Annotated in this window: 14 protein-coding genes; 8 read left to right on the top strand and 6 right to left on the bottom strand. The window is 45.9% G+C overall.

Going from position 1 to position 15160, the window contains the following annotated elements; translation table 11 throughout:
- The first annotated feature begins 122 nt into the window (after positions 1 to 122).
- Positions 123 to 1568 carry a replicative DNA helicase gene (dnaB, locus tag FTU67_RS03745; RefSeq protein ID WP_180061419.1) on the top strand — a complete coding sequence of 482 codons (1446 nt, stop codon included), beginning with the start codon at positions 123 to 125 and terminating at the stop codon, positions 1566 to 1568.
- Positions 1569 to 1613: 45 nt separating this feature from the next.
- The gene (gene alr, locus FTU67_RS03740) at positions 1614 to 2684 is read left to right on the top strand and encodes an alanine racemase (RefSeq protein WP_180061418.1); all 1071 of its coding nucleotides are present in this window, start codon (positions 1614 to 1616) and stop codon (positions 2682 to 2684) included.
- Between the two features lie 68 nt (positions 2685 to 2752).
- Here alr and FTU67_RS03735 read toward each other — a convergent pair whose 3' ends face one another.
- The 5 genes from FTU67_RS03735 to FTU67_RS03715 form a co-directional block, all read right to left on the bottom strand.
- Positions 2753 to 3187 (bottom strand): BLUF domain-containing protein, encoded by a 435-nt coding sequence (locus tag FTU67_RS03735; RefSeq protein WP_016659098.1) that lies wholly within the window; start codon positions 3185 to 3187, stop codon positions 2753 to 2755.
- Between the two features lie 96 nt (positions 3188 to 3283).
- A complete protein-coding gene (locus FTU67_RS03730; protein WP_005178750.1) occupies positions 3284 to 4018 on the bottom strand; it encodes a proteasome-type protease in 735 nt (244 codons plus the stop codon).
- 30 nt (positions 4019 to 4048) lie between these two features.
- The gene (locus FTU67_RS03725; RefSeq protein WP_005178754.1) at positions 4049 to 4828 is read right to left on the bottom strand and encodes a transglutaminase family protein; all 780 of its coding nucleotides are present in this window, start codon (positions 4826 to 4828) and stop codon (positions 4049 to 4051) included.
- The gene (locus tag FTU67_RS03720; protein ID WP_045794921.1) at positions 4825 to 5427 is read right to left on the bottom strand and encodes an alpha-E domain-containing protein; all 603 of its coding nucleotides are present in this window, start codon (positions 5425 to 5427) and stop codon (positions 4825 to 4827) included. Before FTU67_RS03720 ends, FTU67_RS03725 begins: the two co-directional genes overlap by 4 nt.
- A gap of 20 nt (positions 5428 to 5447) precedes the next feature.
- Complete coding sequence (locus tag FTU67_RS03715; protein ID WP_016659101.1) at positions 5448 to 6998, bottom strand: circularly permuted type 2 ATP-grasp protein; 1551 nt, start codon at positions 6996 to 6998, stop codon at positions 5448 to 5450.
- A 245-nt stretch (positions 6999 to 7243) separates the two neighbouring features.
- Between FTU67_RS03715 and FTU67_RS03710 the strand changes: the two genes are divergently transcribed.
- A complete protein-coding gene (locus FTU67_RS03710) occupies positions 7244 to 8242 on the top strand; it encodes a YafY family protein (protein WP_016659102.1) in 999 nt (332 codons plus the stop codon).
- 325 nt (positions 8243 to 8567) lie between these two features.
- Here FTU67_RS03710 and mnmG read toward each other — a convergent pair whose 3' ends face one another.
- The gene (mnmG, locus tag FTU67_RS03705; protein ID WP_016659103.1) at positions 8568 to 10448 is read right to left on the bottom strand and encodes a tRNA uridine-5-carboxymethylaminomethyl(34) synthesis enzyme MnmG; all 1881 of its coding nucleotides are present in this window, start codon (positions 10446 to 10448) and stop codon (positions 8568 to 8570) included.
- A gap of 261 nt (positions 10449 to 10709) precedes the next feature.
- Between mnmG and FTU67_RS03700 the strand changes: the two genes are divergently transcribed.
- The 5 genes from FTU67_RS03700 (at position 10710) to FTU67_RS03680 (ending at position 14989) form a co-directional block, all read left to right on the top strand.
- Positions 10710 to 11069, top strand: a complete 360-nt coding sequence (locus FTU67_RS03700; RefSeq protein ID WP_005178766.1) for a hypothetical protein — start codon at positions 10710 to 10712, stop codon at positions 11067 to 11069.
- A gap of 162 nt (positions 11070 to 11231) precedes the next feature.
- On the top strand, positions 11232 to 12116 hold the full coding sequence (locus FTU67_RS03695; protein WP_156189179.1) for a bile acid:sodium symporter family protein: 885 nt from the start codon (positions 11232 to 11234) through the stop codon (positions 12114 to 12116).
- 77 nt (positions 12117 to 12193) lie between these two features.
- On the top strand, positions 12194 to 13081 hold the full coding sequence (locus tag FTU67_RS03690; RefSeq protein ID WP_016659105.1) for a bile acid:sodium symporter family protein: 888 nt from the start codon (positions 12194 to 12196) through the stop codon (positions 13079 to 13081).
- Between the two features lie 117 nt (positions 13082 to 13198).
- Positions 13199 to 14101 carry a 50S ribosomal protein L11 methyltransferase gene (prmA, locus tag FTU67_RS03685; RefSeq protein WP_005178769.1) on the top strand — a complete coding sequence of 301 codons (903 nt, stop codon included), beginning with the start codon at positions 13199 to 13201 and terminating at the stop codon, positions 14099 to 14101.
- 18 nt (positions 14102 to 14119) lie between these two features.
- On the top strand, positions 14120 to 14989 hold the full coding sequence (locus FTU67_RS03680) for a DUF3426 domain-containing protein (protein ID WP_104491618.1): 870 nt from the start codon (positions 14120 to 14122) through the stop codon (positions 14987 to 14989).
- Positions 14990 to 15160 lie beyond the last annotated feature (171 nt).

The following is a 15160-nucleotide window of genomic DNA, read 5'->3' as shown; positions in this document are numbered from 1 at the left end:
TTAAAATCTGCTCGCTTTTTTTGCCAGAGCGCGTATGATTTGTGGTTACACCGTTTATTGAATTCATGCTATAAGACCACCGGTTTTATTTGGTATTCATCGTATTAAAATCAGGGAATTATATGTCACAGGCGCTGGCCAACACCAAACCAACTCCAGTCAAAACAGAGAGTTCCAGCAACGATTCCGGTGCGCTCAAAGAGTTTCGCACCCCGCCGCATAACCTGGCCATTGAGCAGGCCGTTCTGGCTGCCCTCATGACCGTGGCCGAATCACTGGAACAGGTCGGAGATGTATTACAGGAATCCGATTTCTACGCCACGCGACACAAATATATTTACCGTGCCATTGATACCCTGGCCAAAGAAAACTCCCCTTATGATGCCGTTCTGGTCAATGACTGGCTGATCAAGCACAATCTGCTTGATGCCATTGGTGGTGAAGAATATCTCATGCAGCTGATGGCCGATTCACCATCGAGTTTCTATAACCTGGAAACTTATGCGGCTAAAATTAAAGAGTTTGCGACCTTAAGAAACATGATTAAAGTCAGCTCGGAAATTCTGCAAAATGCCTATGACACCAAAGGCCGCACTGTCAGTGAAATTCTAGACCTCGCTGAAACCAATATTTTCCAGATTGCCGAGCAGCACAATAACAACAAGAAAAATGCCGGTCCGAAAGCCATTAATACCGTCGTGGCCGATGTCTTCGACAAGTTAAATGAACTGTCGCAAATGGATGGCAACATTACCGGTCTGACCACCGGCTTTGTCGAGCTGGACAATAAAACTTCGGGGATGCAAGCTGGCGACCTGATTATTGTTGCGGCCCGTCCGTCAATGGGTAAAACCACCTTTGCCATGAACCTGGTTGAAAGTGTACTGTTCAATAACGACCTGCCGGCGCTGGTTTACTCCATGGAAATGCCAGCCGATTCAATTGCCATGCGTCTGATTTCCTCGTATGGCAAAGTGCATCAGGGGAATTTACGTTCCGGCAAACTCAGCGGCGATGAATGGTCCAAAGTCACCGGCACCATTTTACAGCTACAAGAAAAGCATTTATACATTGATGACTCATCAGCGCTCCCTCCAACCGAAGTACGTTCGCGTGCGCGCCGGATTGCCAAACAGCACGGCGGCAAACTCGGCTGTATCATGGTCGACTATTTGCAGCTGATGAAGGTACCGGGCATGGGCGATAACCGTGTCGGCGAGATTTCAGAAATTTCGCGTAGCTTGAAAGCCTTAGCCAAAGAAATGCAGTGTCCGGTCATTGCCCTCTCCCAGCTCAACCGCTCGCTGGAAAACCGTCCCAACAAACGCCCAGTAATGTCCGACCTTCGTGAATCGGGTGCGATTGAGCAGGATGCCGACTTGATCATGTTCATTTACCGTGATGAGGTCTATAACAAGGAATCTAAAGAAGCCGGTACTGCCGAAATTATTATTGGTAAACAGCGTAACGGCCCGATTGGCACCGTGCGTCTGGCGTTTGAAGGCCAATACACCCGCTTTAGTAACCTTTCCCCTGAGTTTTATGCTCAGTACGATGATGATGAATAATTCAGCCATCATTGCCTTTCCATGACCCTGTAGGAGTAAATAAGGGTGCGCCAAGCTACAGTTTATATTGATCGCGCTGCGCTTCAATATAATTTAAACCGTGTCAGACAACTTGCCCCAACTGCCAAAATTGTCAGTATGGTCAAAGCCAATGCTTATGGACATGGCGTTAAAGACTGCTTAGCAGCCTTACAAGACAGCGATGCCTTTGGTGTCGCCTGTTTACAAGAAGCACTGGAAATTCGTGAACTGGGGTTCCAGCAACCCATCACCCTGATTGAAGGCGTGTTCACTAAAGATGAAATGCCAATTGTCATTGAACGGAATATCGAGATTGTGGTGCATCAGCCTGAACAGGTTGCATGGCTCATTGCGCACAAAGATGCCTATATCTCTAAAAATCTGAAAGTCTGGGTTAAGCTCAACAGCGGCATGAACCGTCTGGGCTTTAAACTTGAGGTGATTAAAGAGGTCATTCAGCAATTAAAATCGGCCGGCTTTACCTGTGTTCTGGCGATGCACTTTGCCAATGCAGATGCTGATCATCCACTGAATGATGAACAGATCCGTCAGTTTCTGAAAGTAAAAAACGACTGCGCACCGATTTTAGCTTCGTGCTGTAATTCTGCTGCTATTTATAAATATCCGGAACTGCATTTTGATTTTGTCCGTCCCGGCATCATGCTTTATGGCGCAACTCCGTTTGCAGACCGAGATATTTATGCACTAGATTTAAAACCGGTGATGACCTTTAGCGCAGAAATTATTGCCTTAAATGAGATTCAGGCCGGTGAACAGGTTGGTTATGGCTCGACCTTTACTGCCGATAAAGCTATGCAACTGGCTATTGTGTCCATTGGCTACGGTGATGGCTATCCACGTGCCTTCTTTGCGCAGAATTTTGTCGCCATTAAAGGCCAAAAAGCAGCTGTAGTCGGTCGTGTTGCCATGGATATGATTGCTATTGATGTAACTGGATTGGATGTTCAGTTAGGCACGGAAGTCGAGCTTTGGGGTAAGCAACGATTAGTGGATGATGTCGCAGCAGCCAATGGCACCATTGGTTATGAGCTGTTGTGCCGTTTAACCCAGCGTCCGGACCGTAAAGTTATTTAATCTTTTCAATAAAAGAGAATCTCAATGGAGGTTCTTTTTTTATTCTTTTTATAACGCAGGCAGCAGATTTAAGCCACCTCATCTACCACCGAATGATTTAGCGCCTCATATAGCACCTGAAGCAATCCATCAACCTGTGTGGCATTTAATTGATGCGGTAAAAATTGCGCATGACCGAGTTGCTGAAAATAGGCTTTGATCTCGCTATTACGCATCACATATTTCATGGCCCAATCCTGAAAACGCTGCTGGGCAACATGATTCTCGGTAAAAATCTGGATATTCTGATGACGCGGATCACCAACAATCCCGGCAAAAATTTCCTGAACGGCCTGTTCATCACCTTGCAGACATTGAAAAAAATAACCCTCTGCATAGCACAGCACACCCGATACCTGATGCTGGGTATTAGCATTGCGCGCTTCGATCAGAATATTGCGTAAATCTTGCAGTAAATTTTCAGCCGTCGAGGTACTCTGGCTGGCATAGCAAAGCTGAAACATATTCAAGTCCTCATCATGATCTGTACGAATATTTTTTGATTTTCTTAAGGATTTATCATTCAAGGAAAACTTGATTAAAATAAAGGGACTGAGCTTTTAAGTCAAATAATCTTCGGTTGGCACCGGCAATTCCTGCAACCCGCGTCTTAAGGTATCGGACCACTGCTTGCTGATATATTCAAAGTACGGGTCTTCTTCGCAAATACGTTTGCCCAAAGGAATATGCAGGCTGTCTTTATGATAAACCATACAGTCCAGTGGCATACCCACGGACACATTGGAACGTAAAGTGGAATCAAAAGAAATCAGGCCGCAGCGTAAGGCATCTTCCAGCGACATATCATAGCGTAAGGCCCGGTCAAGAATTGGTTTGCCATATTTGCTTTCTCCAATCTGGAAAAACGGCGTATCACGCGTGGCGCAAATAAAATTGCCTTGCGGATAAATATGATACAGCTGCATCGGCTCGCCTTTAATCTGCCCGCCCACCAGCAAATTGCAATAATAATTATGCTGCTCGTCTTTATCGTCGGTAACATCCTGAATGACTTTTTTCAGCAAACAACCCACCAATTCTGCCACTTCAAACATGGTTTTGACACTATATAAATGCGGTTCCTGGTTTAAAGTCAGATGATTTTTTAAATGCCCGATGACTGCCTGCGTGGTCGCCAGGTTGCCCGAGGTCTGAATGGTAATCAGGCGCTCACCTTCCACGCCAAAGGTATACAGCTTGCGAAATACCGAAATGTGATCGACCCCGGCATTGGTACGCGAATCACTAATAAACACCAGACCATCTTTTAAACGCAGCGCACAGCAATACGTCATAGCTTTATCCTTTTAATTGTCATCCATTACTTAGCAGGCCAGAACCTGCACCATGGTCTGCATGTGCTCGATGCCGCCTTTTTCTCTTACGCCACGGACCGGCGCCACATCCCAATAATCCCGCCCGACGGCCAGATAGACATGCGAGTCTGGCTGAAAAGCCAGATTGCTGACATCAAAACAGTACCAGTGCTGTTCTAAAAATACCTCTACCCAGGCATGGCTGGCAAGATGTGAACTGTTGCTGCTATATAAATAACCGGAAACATAACGTGCCGGGATGCCTAAAGATTTACACATGGCAATCAGCACATGGGCATGGTCCTGACAGACGCCCTGTTTGGCCTGAAAGGCTTCAATGGCGGTGGTCTGCACCGAAGTTTGGGCCGGACGGTATGGCATATGGCTTAAAATCGCTTCTGACAAACGGATCAGGTTGTCACGATTCACCTGCAACACATACTGCCGTGCAAAACACTGCATTTCAGGGCTGCACAGCGTGCTGGCTGTTGGTTGTAAAAATAGATAGGGATTCAGCTGATCTTGCAGGCCCCATCGCATCTGCGGACGCAACTCGACAATGCCCTGCGCCATAATACTCAGACTTTGATAGCTAAAGCGCTGGGTGCTGGTCATCCAGATATTCTGAAAAGCATCCTGTTTAATCTCGGATTCCCCTGGCACACTAATCGCCCAATGATGAACCTGTTGATGGGCATTGTTCGGCGGGGTCATTTTAATATATTGAATACTGTTACAGGCCGGTGCCGAATAATGATAATGGGTCTGGTGATTAATCATGAGCCTCATGCATCGGCCTCGAACAGTTGCTGGATATGGTCACTAAACTGGTAAAAATGCATGCTGTCGGGCTGCTGCTTCAGCTTCATCCAGATTTCGGATAAAGAATCCCAGCCGGCTTGGGTCAATAATCCCACCACCACTTCAATATAATAGACCGTGCCCTGAATATCCTGCTTTAAGCGCAATTGCCGGTCCAGTTGCTCGAGATGCTGGCCCAGTTTAAAGAACAGGAAAATATCAGATGCTTCAGCTTCTAAGACTTCATGACAATCTCCAACTACATCACAGATATAGGCTGGATTTTCTTTGGCATTTTTAATGTACTGGTTTAATTCGGCATAGGCATGTGCCGACAAGACCCCGCGTAAATCCTGAATATTATCTTTGGCATACTGAAACTGCTGATGAAAAGAGGCGGGCTGTTCCGGATTTAGAATCAGCTCATTTAAAGATGCCGCATCAAAGGCTGGCAAACAGAAGGCGTGTGCATACTGCAAGGCATCATCATTATATTTAAATGGAAACTGACTGCATAAATACTGGATGCGGGTCAAATAACGACCCAACCAGAAAATCTGCTGTGCATTACGACTCAGTAAAATCACATGATTCTCCTTGGGAGTTGTTATGAATGTAAGGGATCAACCACCCAGGTATCTTTAATGCCACCACCTTGAGATGAATTGACCACCAGCGAACCGGCCTGCATGGCCACACGGGTTAAGCCACCGGGAACAATTTCAGTACGATAAGGCGAGCTGAGCACAAAAGGACGTAAATCAATATGCCGTTCGGCAATGCCCTGTTCGGTTAAGGTCGGACTCACCGACAGATTCAGGGTCGGCTGGGCAATGTAGGCTTGCGGTGCGGCCAGAATTTTCATTTTAAACTCGGCCAGTTGCTCCTCGGAGGCTTGAGGACCAATCAGCATGCCATATCCACCTGAACCTTGTGCTTCTTTCACCACCAACTGTTCCAGATGTTCCAGCACATAGGCCAGATCATCTGCTTCGCGGCATTGATAGGTCGGGACATTATTTAAGATTGGTTGTTCACCCAAATAGAAATGAATCATTTTATCGACATAAGGATAAATGGATTTGTCATCGGCCACCCCGGTACCCGGCGCATTGGCGATGACGACGTGATGCTGTAAATAGGCCGACATCAGGCCCGGCACACCCAGGGTGCTGTCCGGTCTGAAACAGAGCGGGTCTAAAAATGCATCATCTACCCTGCGATAAATTACATCAACCTGCTGTTTGCCCCGCACCGTTTTCACATAAACCTTGTCATTTAATACAAACAGGTCACTCGATGTTACCAAAGGTACACCCATCTCACGGGCTAAAAATGCATGTTCATAATAGGCACTGTTATAGCGCCCCGGTGTCAGCACCACAATAAAAGGCTGATCGACATAGGCATTTTCGGCCAGAATTTCTTTTAAAAGCTGCGGATAATGCTCGATGCCCTGAATATTATTCTGCTGATACAGCTGGGGAATCAGTTTCTGGCTAATCTTACGGCTTTCCAGCATATAAGACACACCCGATGGCGTTCTTAAATTGTCTTCCAGCACAAAAAATTCACCGTGCTGATCACGAATAATGTCAATGCCACTAATCTGACTATAGACCTTACCCTTCAGACCATGACCAAGCATATGTGGCTGATAGGCTTCGTGGGTCAGCACCTGCAGTTCCGGTACGATACCGGCTTTTAGAATATCCTGTTGATGATAAATATCATGTAAAAACAGATTTAGCGCCCGGGTACGCTGGGCACAGCCCAAGGCCACTGTATTCCATTGCTGCCGGGCCATAACTCGCGGAATAATATCAAAAGGAATGGTGCGCTCGGTGCCTTCCTGATCGCCATACACGGTAAAGGTAATTCCCTGATACAGAAAATGTGCTTTGGCGGCATCATTCAGTGCTGTCAGTTCTTCTAAACTGTGCTGGGTCAGCCATTGTTCGATTTTCTGCGCGGCACTATCGGCAAGGCTCTGTTCGCCCGACAATTCATTAAAAAATTCAGATTTCAATTGTTCGAATAATACAGATGATTTTTGCTGCGGCAGCGAAATATCGGTCACCGAGACCTGCACCCGCTCTAAAAGATGGTCTGATGTTATTGTATCTATTGAATTTGTATCTTGATTTTCTTTCAGCATACAAACCTCATCATTGTTATCCTTTCTAATTTTATATAAGCAATTCCAGTGCCAATAATTGTGACTTAGCATTCACTCTTTCTTTATCGCCGATCTGTACAGATAAAACAAATCTTATTTTGCTTCATCTTGTATCAATTTATCGCCAGACCTCGTGCCTGCCACTTGCCAAAAAGCATGACATTTCTTATTGTGTGGACTATAGCCATGTACTCTCCAATATTTATCTCAGCGCTGATTCCAATATGTCGACACAAGAAAAAGAAACGTCCAATAGCCTCTATCGCCAGTGGCAAATCCTGTCCCGCCTTTCTACCGGAAAATGGATGGGCACCCGTGAATTACAGGAAATTCTGCAACGTGAAGGCATTGATATCAGCCTACGTACCATCCAGCGTGATTTAAACCAGATTTCGCAGCGCTTCCCGATTGAAAATAATGGCACCGTCCCGCAAGGCTGGCGCTGGCGCTCCGATGCACCGCTACAAAGCCTGCCGCACATGACCAGCTCACAGGCAGTCACCTTTATGATGGTGGAAGAACATCTCAAACATCTGTTACCACCTAGCCTGATTGAGGAAATGACTCCGTGGTTTGATCTGGCACGGCGCAGCCTGTCGACCCAGAACAATGTCCGCCAGTGGATTAACCGGGTGCGGATTGTGCCGGCCATTCAGCCGCTGATTCCGCCAGTGGTCGATAAAAGCGCACAACAGGCCATTTATGAAGGCTTATTGCAGGATAAACAGCTGGAATGTGTTTACCATCCACGTACCACCGCTTCGGAAGAAAAGACCTATATTCTGAATCCGCTGGCGCTGGTACAAAAAGGTGCAGTGATTTATCTGATTTGCACCCGACACGACAAAACCGATATTCAGACCTTTGCCCTGCATCGCTTTAAATCGGCGGAGGTATTAAATTCCCGCGCCCTGCATCCGGTTAATTTTGATATTGATGCCTATATTGAATCCGGCGCGCTGGGCTTTAGAGTCGATTACAGCAAGCCGACTGAAAATATCGAGTTGAAACTGACCATGTCAGAAGCCGATGCGCATTATTTTGAAGAAACCCGTTTAAGCAAAGACCAGCAGATTATCCAGCTGGACAATGGCTTGTATCAGGTCATTTCCAATGTACCATTTACCTCGCAACTGGTGTGGTGGCTGCGCAGTTTTGGCAAAAAACTGGTACAGATTGAACCGGCAGAAGTGTCTGACGCTGTGCATCAAGTCAATGAATAAAAAAGGTCCCAAGTCCGGGACCTAACATTTGCTTATCATTTTTTCAATTTTTTTGTTATCGCTGCTGATTTTTAGGGAAGTTGAACAGGATGCGATTACTGTTAGCATGCCAATTCAGCCGTATTATAACGAATGGTTTTTAAGGTCATCGTGTACTCCTCTCTGTTTGGATAAGATGACTGTAACGCTTCCAACATCATCTGTGAAATCATAAGATCTGCAGCTTAAATCTGTTTTTTTCTTAAACTCAATTTCCACTTTATTTATTCAGCACATAAAAAAGCCCGCGATCTCAACCGCGGGCTTTCTCACAAATTAGGATCTTTTAAGCAGATTTACGGGCTTGGGCATTTTTACGGATGGTGATCATCACCAGCTGTACCGCCGCAGGGGTCACGCCCGGAATACGGCTGGCCTGCGCTAGAGTTTCCGGCAATACCTGTTTCAGCTTCATGGTGATTTCACGCGACAGACCGGATACGCCGTCATAATCAAAATCAGCCGGGATTTTGGTTTCTTCCAGACGTTTCATCTGCGCTACATCTTCATGCTGACGGTTGATATACCCTTCGTATTTCACCGCAATTTCAATCTGGTCACCGACTTGCTGCGACACTTCTGAACCAGTCAGTTCGGCAATTTGCGCAAAAGTGATGTTTGGACGTTTTAGTAGGTCAATTGCAGAACACTCTTTAGAAAGGTCTGCACCCGTCATTTCAACGAATTTTTTACCCATCGGGTTATTTGGCGCAGCCCACAAGTGCTGTAAACGGCCTTTCTCACGCTCAACTGCATCCATTTTTTCACAGTAAGCATTCCAGCGTGCATCATCCACCAGACCCAGTTCACGACCAATTGCAGTTAAACGCTGATCCGCATTGTCTTCACGCAGCATTAAACGGTATTCAGCACGTGAGGTGAACATACGGTACGGTTCTTTGGTTCCCAAGGTAATCAGGTCATCAACCAGTACGCCCATATACGCTTCATCACGTTTTGGTGTCCACTGTTCCTGATCCCAGGCACGGCGTGCAGCGTTCAAGCCCGCAAGTAAACCCTGCGCACCCGCTTCTTCATAACCGGTGGTACCGTTGATTTGACCAGCAAAGTACAGGTTATTAATCGCTTTGGTTTCCAAAGTGAATTTCAACGCTTGCGGGTTAAAGTAATCATATTCAATCGCATAACCCGGACGCAGAATATGCGCATTTTCCATACCGCGGATTGAGCGCACCAGTTCAAACTGCACGTCGAATGGCAGTGACGTTGAAATCCCGTTTGGATACAGCTCGTGGGTATCTAAGCCTTCAGGCTCCAAAAACACTTGATGCGAATCTTTGTCGGCAAAACGGTGAATTTTATCTTCAATCGAAGGACAGTAACGTGGACCTACCCCTTCAATCACGCCGGTATACATTGGCGAACGATCCAAACCACCACGAATAATGTCATGGGTTTTTTCATTGGTATGGGTGATATAACAGTTAACCTGTTCAGGATGCATCGACGCATCGCCCATAAATGACATCACTGGAGACGGGAAATCACCCGGCTGCGGCGTCATCACCGAAAAATCAACTGAACGTGCATCAATACGCGGTGGAGTCCCGGTTTTTAAACGGCCCACCGGCAGCTGCAATTCACGTAAACGGTGTGCCAGAGAAATAGAGGGCGGATCACCGGCACGACCACCGCTGGATTTTTCCAGACCGACGTGAATCACACCACCCAGGAAGGTCCCGGCAGTCAATACTACCGTTTTGGCATCAAAGCGAATGCCCATTTGGGTGACCACACCTTTAACGGTATCGCCTTCTACAATCAGGTCATCCGCCGCTTGCTGGAAAATATCCAAATTGGCCTGGTTTTCCAAAGTCTCACGAATGGCAGCTTTATAGCGAACCCGATCAGCCTGTGCACGTGTGGCACGCACTGCAGCACCTTTACGCGAGTTCAGAATACGGAATTGAATCCCGCCTTTATCGGCAGCCAGCGCCATCGCACCGCCCAAGGCATCAATTTCACGCACCAGATGCGATTTACCAATACCACCAATGGCCGGGTTACAGCTCATCTGCCCCAAAGTCTCAATGTTATGAGTTAAGAGCAAGGTTTGTCGGCCCATACGCGCCGCAGCCAAAGCCGCTTCCGTACCCGCGTGACCGCCGCCGATAACAATGACATCGTAAACTTTAGGATAATGCATAGTGGTAAATTGAGAGATAAAAAGAAATGACAGAATATTATAGCAAAAGCCGGCGTATAAGTTGACAGATTAAGTCAATTTTATTTGGATTTTCTCGTGGTTTTTCACCTGATTGATTGGCTGGCAATGTAAATGAACGTTGCAGATATACCGCAAATAAAAACATTTCATATTAAAAATTAACCAGATATAGGTTGTTTTATTTTGATTATTTTTTATCCTAAATCATGTACTCATTACAAACAAGCACAGGTACGAATTATGAATAAGAAGATACTCCTCTCATCCATCCTCTGCGGTTTATGTTTATCTCCATTTGCAGCTGTACAGGCAAATGACAAAGTTGAAAAAGTGTACGATTCACAGCGCTATCAGAATGTCTGTAAAGGCAAATCTCAAGGTGCTGCGGTCAGCTTTGCCTATCGTGGCATTATCTGGAACGGTACCTGCCAGCCACAGTTCTTCCCGGCAGACAGAAAACTCGATATTCACGGTGATGAAGCTGCACTGTATACCACCTGTGGCCAAGACATGAATGCAACCACGGCAACCATTTCCGGTGCAGAAGTTCGTGGTAAATGTGCCCTTGGATTTACCCCGCCGCGTCCTGCTCAAATGTAAACTCCAACCCGATTCACATCTAGCCAAAATATGTGAACTCAATCAAGAAAACAGCCATTTATTACCAAGTAAATGGCTGTTTTTATTATTTTTATGGTTGATTTAAAACTCAACTCAATTACACTGAAACTGGGGAAAATAAGAATTAAATAGGATGATGCCATGCAAAGCGGCATTTTTACCTTCTTTCTACCGCTAACCTTGGCGGTATTAATGATGGGTTTGGGCTTGCTACTCAGCCCTAAAGATTTTATTCGGGTCAATCAGCAACCGAAAGTCATTTTTATTGCCTTGTTTACCCGGCAGGTCTTGCTGGTTGGACTGGCATTTATTCTCTGCCTGTTTTTAGAACTACCTCCTTTGCTGGCAGTGGGGTTAATGTTGCTGTCAGCTACCCCTAGTGGTTCCACCTCTGCCCTGTTCAGCTATGTCTATAAAGGCGATGTGGCTTTAAATATTGTTGTGGTCGCCATCAATTCGGTGATGGCCATTTTAACCCTGCCTTTTGTGATTAGTATTGCCATGCGCTATTTCATGGCCGATCAGACCGAAATCAACATGCCAATTGAGCGGATTGCCTATACCTTCCTGCTAATTTTAGTACCAGTCTGTCTGGGAATGGCCATTCGCTCGTCTTTTCCAGAGCTGGCCAAACGGCTGAGTAAACCGATTCGGCGCATGTCGGTATATTTTATTTTTGCCCTGTTCTTTTTCGCGCTCTTTCAGGAGCGCTATCAACTGGGGCAGTATATGGAACAGGTTGGACTGGCCACCGCCCTGTATGCTTTTGTCAGTCTGGTGGCCGGTTATGTGCTGCCACAGCTGATGGACATTTCCGAACAGCAGGCGCGCTCCTGCGGTTTCTTTATGAGTATTCATAACACCGCGCTGTCTTTAACCCTGGCACTGTCGGTACTACAAAGCACCCAGATTGCCATTCCTGCCGCCATTTACACCATCTTCATGTATATGTTTGCCTTGATCTTTGGACATTTACTGGCTAGACGAATGCCGTTAAATTCGGTAAAACAGAAAGTCATAGAGTAATTTGAATAAACAGTAAAAGATATTTTGCATGAAGCAACTGTCTTTTCTCACAAGGATAAATTTGACAGGAAGGTCATATGGATTCAGGCATTATTACCGTTATGCTGCCCTTGGCGCTGGCCATTATTATGGTTGGGCTGGGGCTGGAACTCACGCCCAAAGATTTCGCACGCGTTACCAAACACCCCAAAGCAGTCCTGGTCGCACTATTTTGCCAGCTGGTATTGCTGGTCGGGATTGCCTTTTTATTATGTAAAATTCTGGCACTACCGCCGTTACTGGCCGTCGGCATGATGCTGCTGGCTGCTTCGCCGGGTGGCAGTACCGCCAACCTGTTCAGTTATTTATTTAAGGGCGATCTGGCGCTCAACATTACCTTAACCGCAATTAACTCGGTGATTGCAGCACTGACCTTACCCATTATCGTCAATTTCGCAATTGCCCACTTTTTACAGGCTGACCAAAGCATTGGCCTGCAATTCAGTAAAATCTTGCAGGTATTCGGGATTATTATTGTGCCGGTGATTATTGGCATGTTAATTCGTCATTATGCCCCGCGACTGACCGAGAAACTGAACAAGCCCTTACGGATTTTTGCAGTGATCTTTCTGATTTTAATTATCATTGGGGCCATTGTGCAGGAGCGACACAATATCCTGAATTATATTGGTGATATTGGCCTGGCTACCGCACTGTTCTGTATTTCCAGTCTGGTGATTGGTTACTTCGTCCCACGCCTGTTTGGGATTAATAGCGCCCAGGCCCGCGCCAGTGCCTTTGAAATCGGGATTCATAACAGCACGCTTGCCATGACCATTGCCTTAACCGTTATGGCCAGTTCAACCGTGGCCATGCCGGCGGCAGTCTATTCTATTTTCATGTATATCTTCGCCGCCATCTTTGGCATGTTATTAAACCGCTTTGTGCCGATTGCCGAACCCAAGCCTGTGGTGGCAAACAGTTAAGTACTTTTTTCACCCAAGGATGTCGCGCTGGCATCCTTTTTATTTTGTACATTGGTAGGCGAAACCGATTGCCTTCCGCTACAATATCCTTTTGAAAAAACAAATTAGGTTATTCCTGTGAAGTGGTTACAAATACATATTACTGTTGATCAAGCTCAAGTCGACTTTACTGAAACATTACTCAGCTCACTTGGCGCCGTGAGTGTAACGCTGGATGATGCTGAAAATCAGGACTTGCTTGAACCACTTCCAGGCGAAACACCGCTGTGGAACAAGGTGATTGTGACCGGTATTTATGCACAGGACGAAAACGAAGAAATTGATGTGGCTGCGCTGGAAACTTTCATTCGCACTCAACTGCCAGATGCACCAATGCGTAGCGAATTCCTGGAAGATCAGGTCTGGGAACGCTCATGGATGGATTATTACGAGCCAATCCAGATTGCTGAAAAATTCTGGATTGTACCGGAATGGCTGGAACCCCCTGAAGCAGATGCGGTGAATATTAAACTGGATCCGGGTCTGGCCTTTGGTACCGGTAACCATGCCTCAACGTTCCTGTGCCTGCAATGGTTAGGTAAAACCGATGTTAAAGATAAAATCGTCATCGACTATGGTTGCGGTTCTGGCATTTTAGGTGTTGCTGCCCTACTTTTAGGTGCGAAAAAAGTCTATGCCACTGATATTGACCCGCAGGCGGTTTTAGCCACCCAGCAAAATGCTGAATTGAATGGCGTACTGGATCGTCTGTTTGTCGGTCTGCCTGAAGAGTTTAATGAAACCTTAAAAGATCAGAAAGCCGATGTATTGGTTGCCAACATTCTGGCTGGCCCGTTAATGATGCTTGCGCCTGAATTCGCAACTTTAACCAAATCTGAGGGAGAGTTCGCACTTGCAGGTGTAATCGAAGAGCAAGTTGCTGAAGTTTCTAGTGTTTATTCTGAATTTTTTGATATATTAGAGGTCGAAAAACGTGAAGAAAACTGGTGCCGAATTTCCGGGAAGCGCCAGCCGCATTAATCAACCTCTATAGATCTTATGAGTGAAAAGCAGACCAAGTGCCCCGAGTGTTTAACCACCTATAAAGTTTCTGTTGCACAGCTTACAGTGGCTCAGGGCATGGTTTGCTGTCCCAAATGTGCCTCTACCTTTAATGCACTCTCGCATCTGGTGCAGCCAAAGCCTGCGCCAACCCAGCTCGAATACAACGGTTTTACTGGTGGACAGGTCAGTTCGCCGGTTCTGGCCGATCATGGTCTGGCTTTTGACGACACACATGAAACCCATCTGCTGGATATTTTTGACCGTAAGGTTGAACATTCCAATATTGATTTAAAGACCTACTTAAACAATCTGAATTATTTCAGCACCGAACCGATTGCCAGTATTCCCTCGATGAATCTGTCTGAAAATGAGCTGCAGCAAGAACGCAAAAAACATGGTGCGGGCTATTATACGCTATGGGGCATTGTCAATTTTAGTCTGGTCGGTTTGCTGATTTTCCAGATTCTGTGGTTTAACCCGAAATTCATGAACAACAGCCCTGCCCTGACTGTGGCTTTTAACGGGGTCTGCCAGCTGTTTAACTGTGAAACCTTTGAAAAGCAGTACAGCCTGATTTCAATTAACCGCGTGCGGGTGAAACGCTATGACCATGAACATACCCTGTTCTCCGGCGAGCTGATCAATTTTCATGACAAGAGTTTGGTATTGCCAAAACTGAAAATCACCTTAAAAGATGATAATGAAGAAGTGGCGTCCTATGTACTCGAACCGAAAGAGTATTTAATTAAAAGTCTGGCCAGCATTGAGCGGATTCCGAAAAACACCCCCTTCAAGTTTGAAATTCAGCTGCCAGTGACCCGAAAAAGCTTTGATACCTATAATTTAGAAATTATCAAGCCTTAAAAATTAAAAAAAAATGTAAAAAAAGTGCAGTTTTCTTGCTCACTTTTTCTAAGACAATGGTATGATACGCGCCACGTAAGCTTAGTGCTGCATACTCCTCAGTAATTCAAAACAAATAGAAACTCGCAGAATGCGCCTTATTTTCAATAACGCGTATTGAGCAGGTTTTTT

Source organism: Acinetobacter sp. YH12132, from assembly GCF_013418645.1.
Taxonomy (GTDB): domain Bacteria; phylum Pseudomonadota; class Gammaproteobacteria; order Pseudomonadales; family Moraxellaceae; genus Acinetobacter; species Acinetobacter indicus.
Note: the sequence above shows the minus strand (reverse complement) of the source record. Positions and strands in the feature narration are given on the sequence as shown.

Excerpts from the sequence above, each read along its gene's own strand:
- dnaB (WP_180061419.1), top strand. The coding sequence starts at position 123 with ATGTCACAGGCGCTGGCCAACACCAAACCAACTCCAGTCAAAACAGAG.
- FTU67_RS03735 (WP_016659098.1), bottom strand. The coding sequence starts at position 3,187 with ATGTTTCAGCTTTGCTATGCCAGCCAGAGTACCTCGACGGCTGAAAAT.
- FTU67_RS03730 (WP_005178750.1), bottom strand. The coding sequence starts at position 4,018 with ATGACGTATTGCTGTGCGCTGCGTTTAAAAGATGGTCTGGTGTTTATT.
- FTU67_RS03725 (WP_005178754.1), bottom strand. The coding sequence starts at position 4,828 with ATGAGGCTCATGATTAATCACCAGACCCATTATCATTATTCGGCACCG.
- FTU67_RS03715 (WP_016659101.1), bottom strand. The coding sequence starts at position 6,998 with ATGCTGAAAGAAAATCAAGATACAAATTCAATAGATACAATAACATCA.
- FTU67_RS03710 (WP_016659102.1), top strand. The coding sequence starts at position 7,244 with ATGTCGACACAAGAAAAAGAAACGTCCAATAGCCTCTATCGCCAGTGG.
- mnmG (WP_016659103.1), bottom strand. The coding sequence starts at position 10,448 with ATGCATTATCCTAAAGTTTACGATGTCATTGTTATCGGCGGCGGTCAC.
- FTU67_RS03700 (WP_005178766.1), top strand. The coding sequence starts at position 10,710 with ATGAATAAGAAGATACTCCTCTCATCCATCCTCTGCGGTTTATGTTTA.
- FTU67_RS03695 (WP_156189179.1), top strand. The coding sequence starts at position 11,232 with ATGCAAAGCGGCATTTTTACCTTCTTTCTACCGCTAACCTTGGCGGTA.
- FTU67_RS03690 (WP_016659105.1), top strand. The coding sequence starts at position 12,194 with ATGGATTCAGGCATTATTACCGTTATGCTGCCCTTGGCGCTGGCCATT.
- FTU67_RS03680 (WP_104491618.1), top strand. The coding sequence starts at position 14,120 with ATGAGTGAAAAGCAGACCAAGTGCCCCGAGTGTTTAACCACCTATAAA.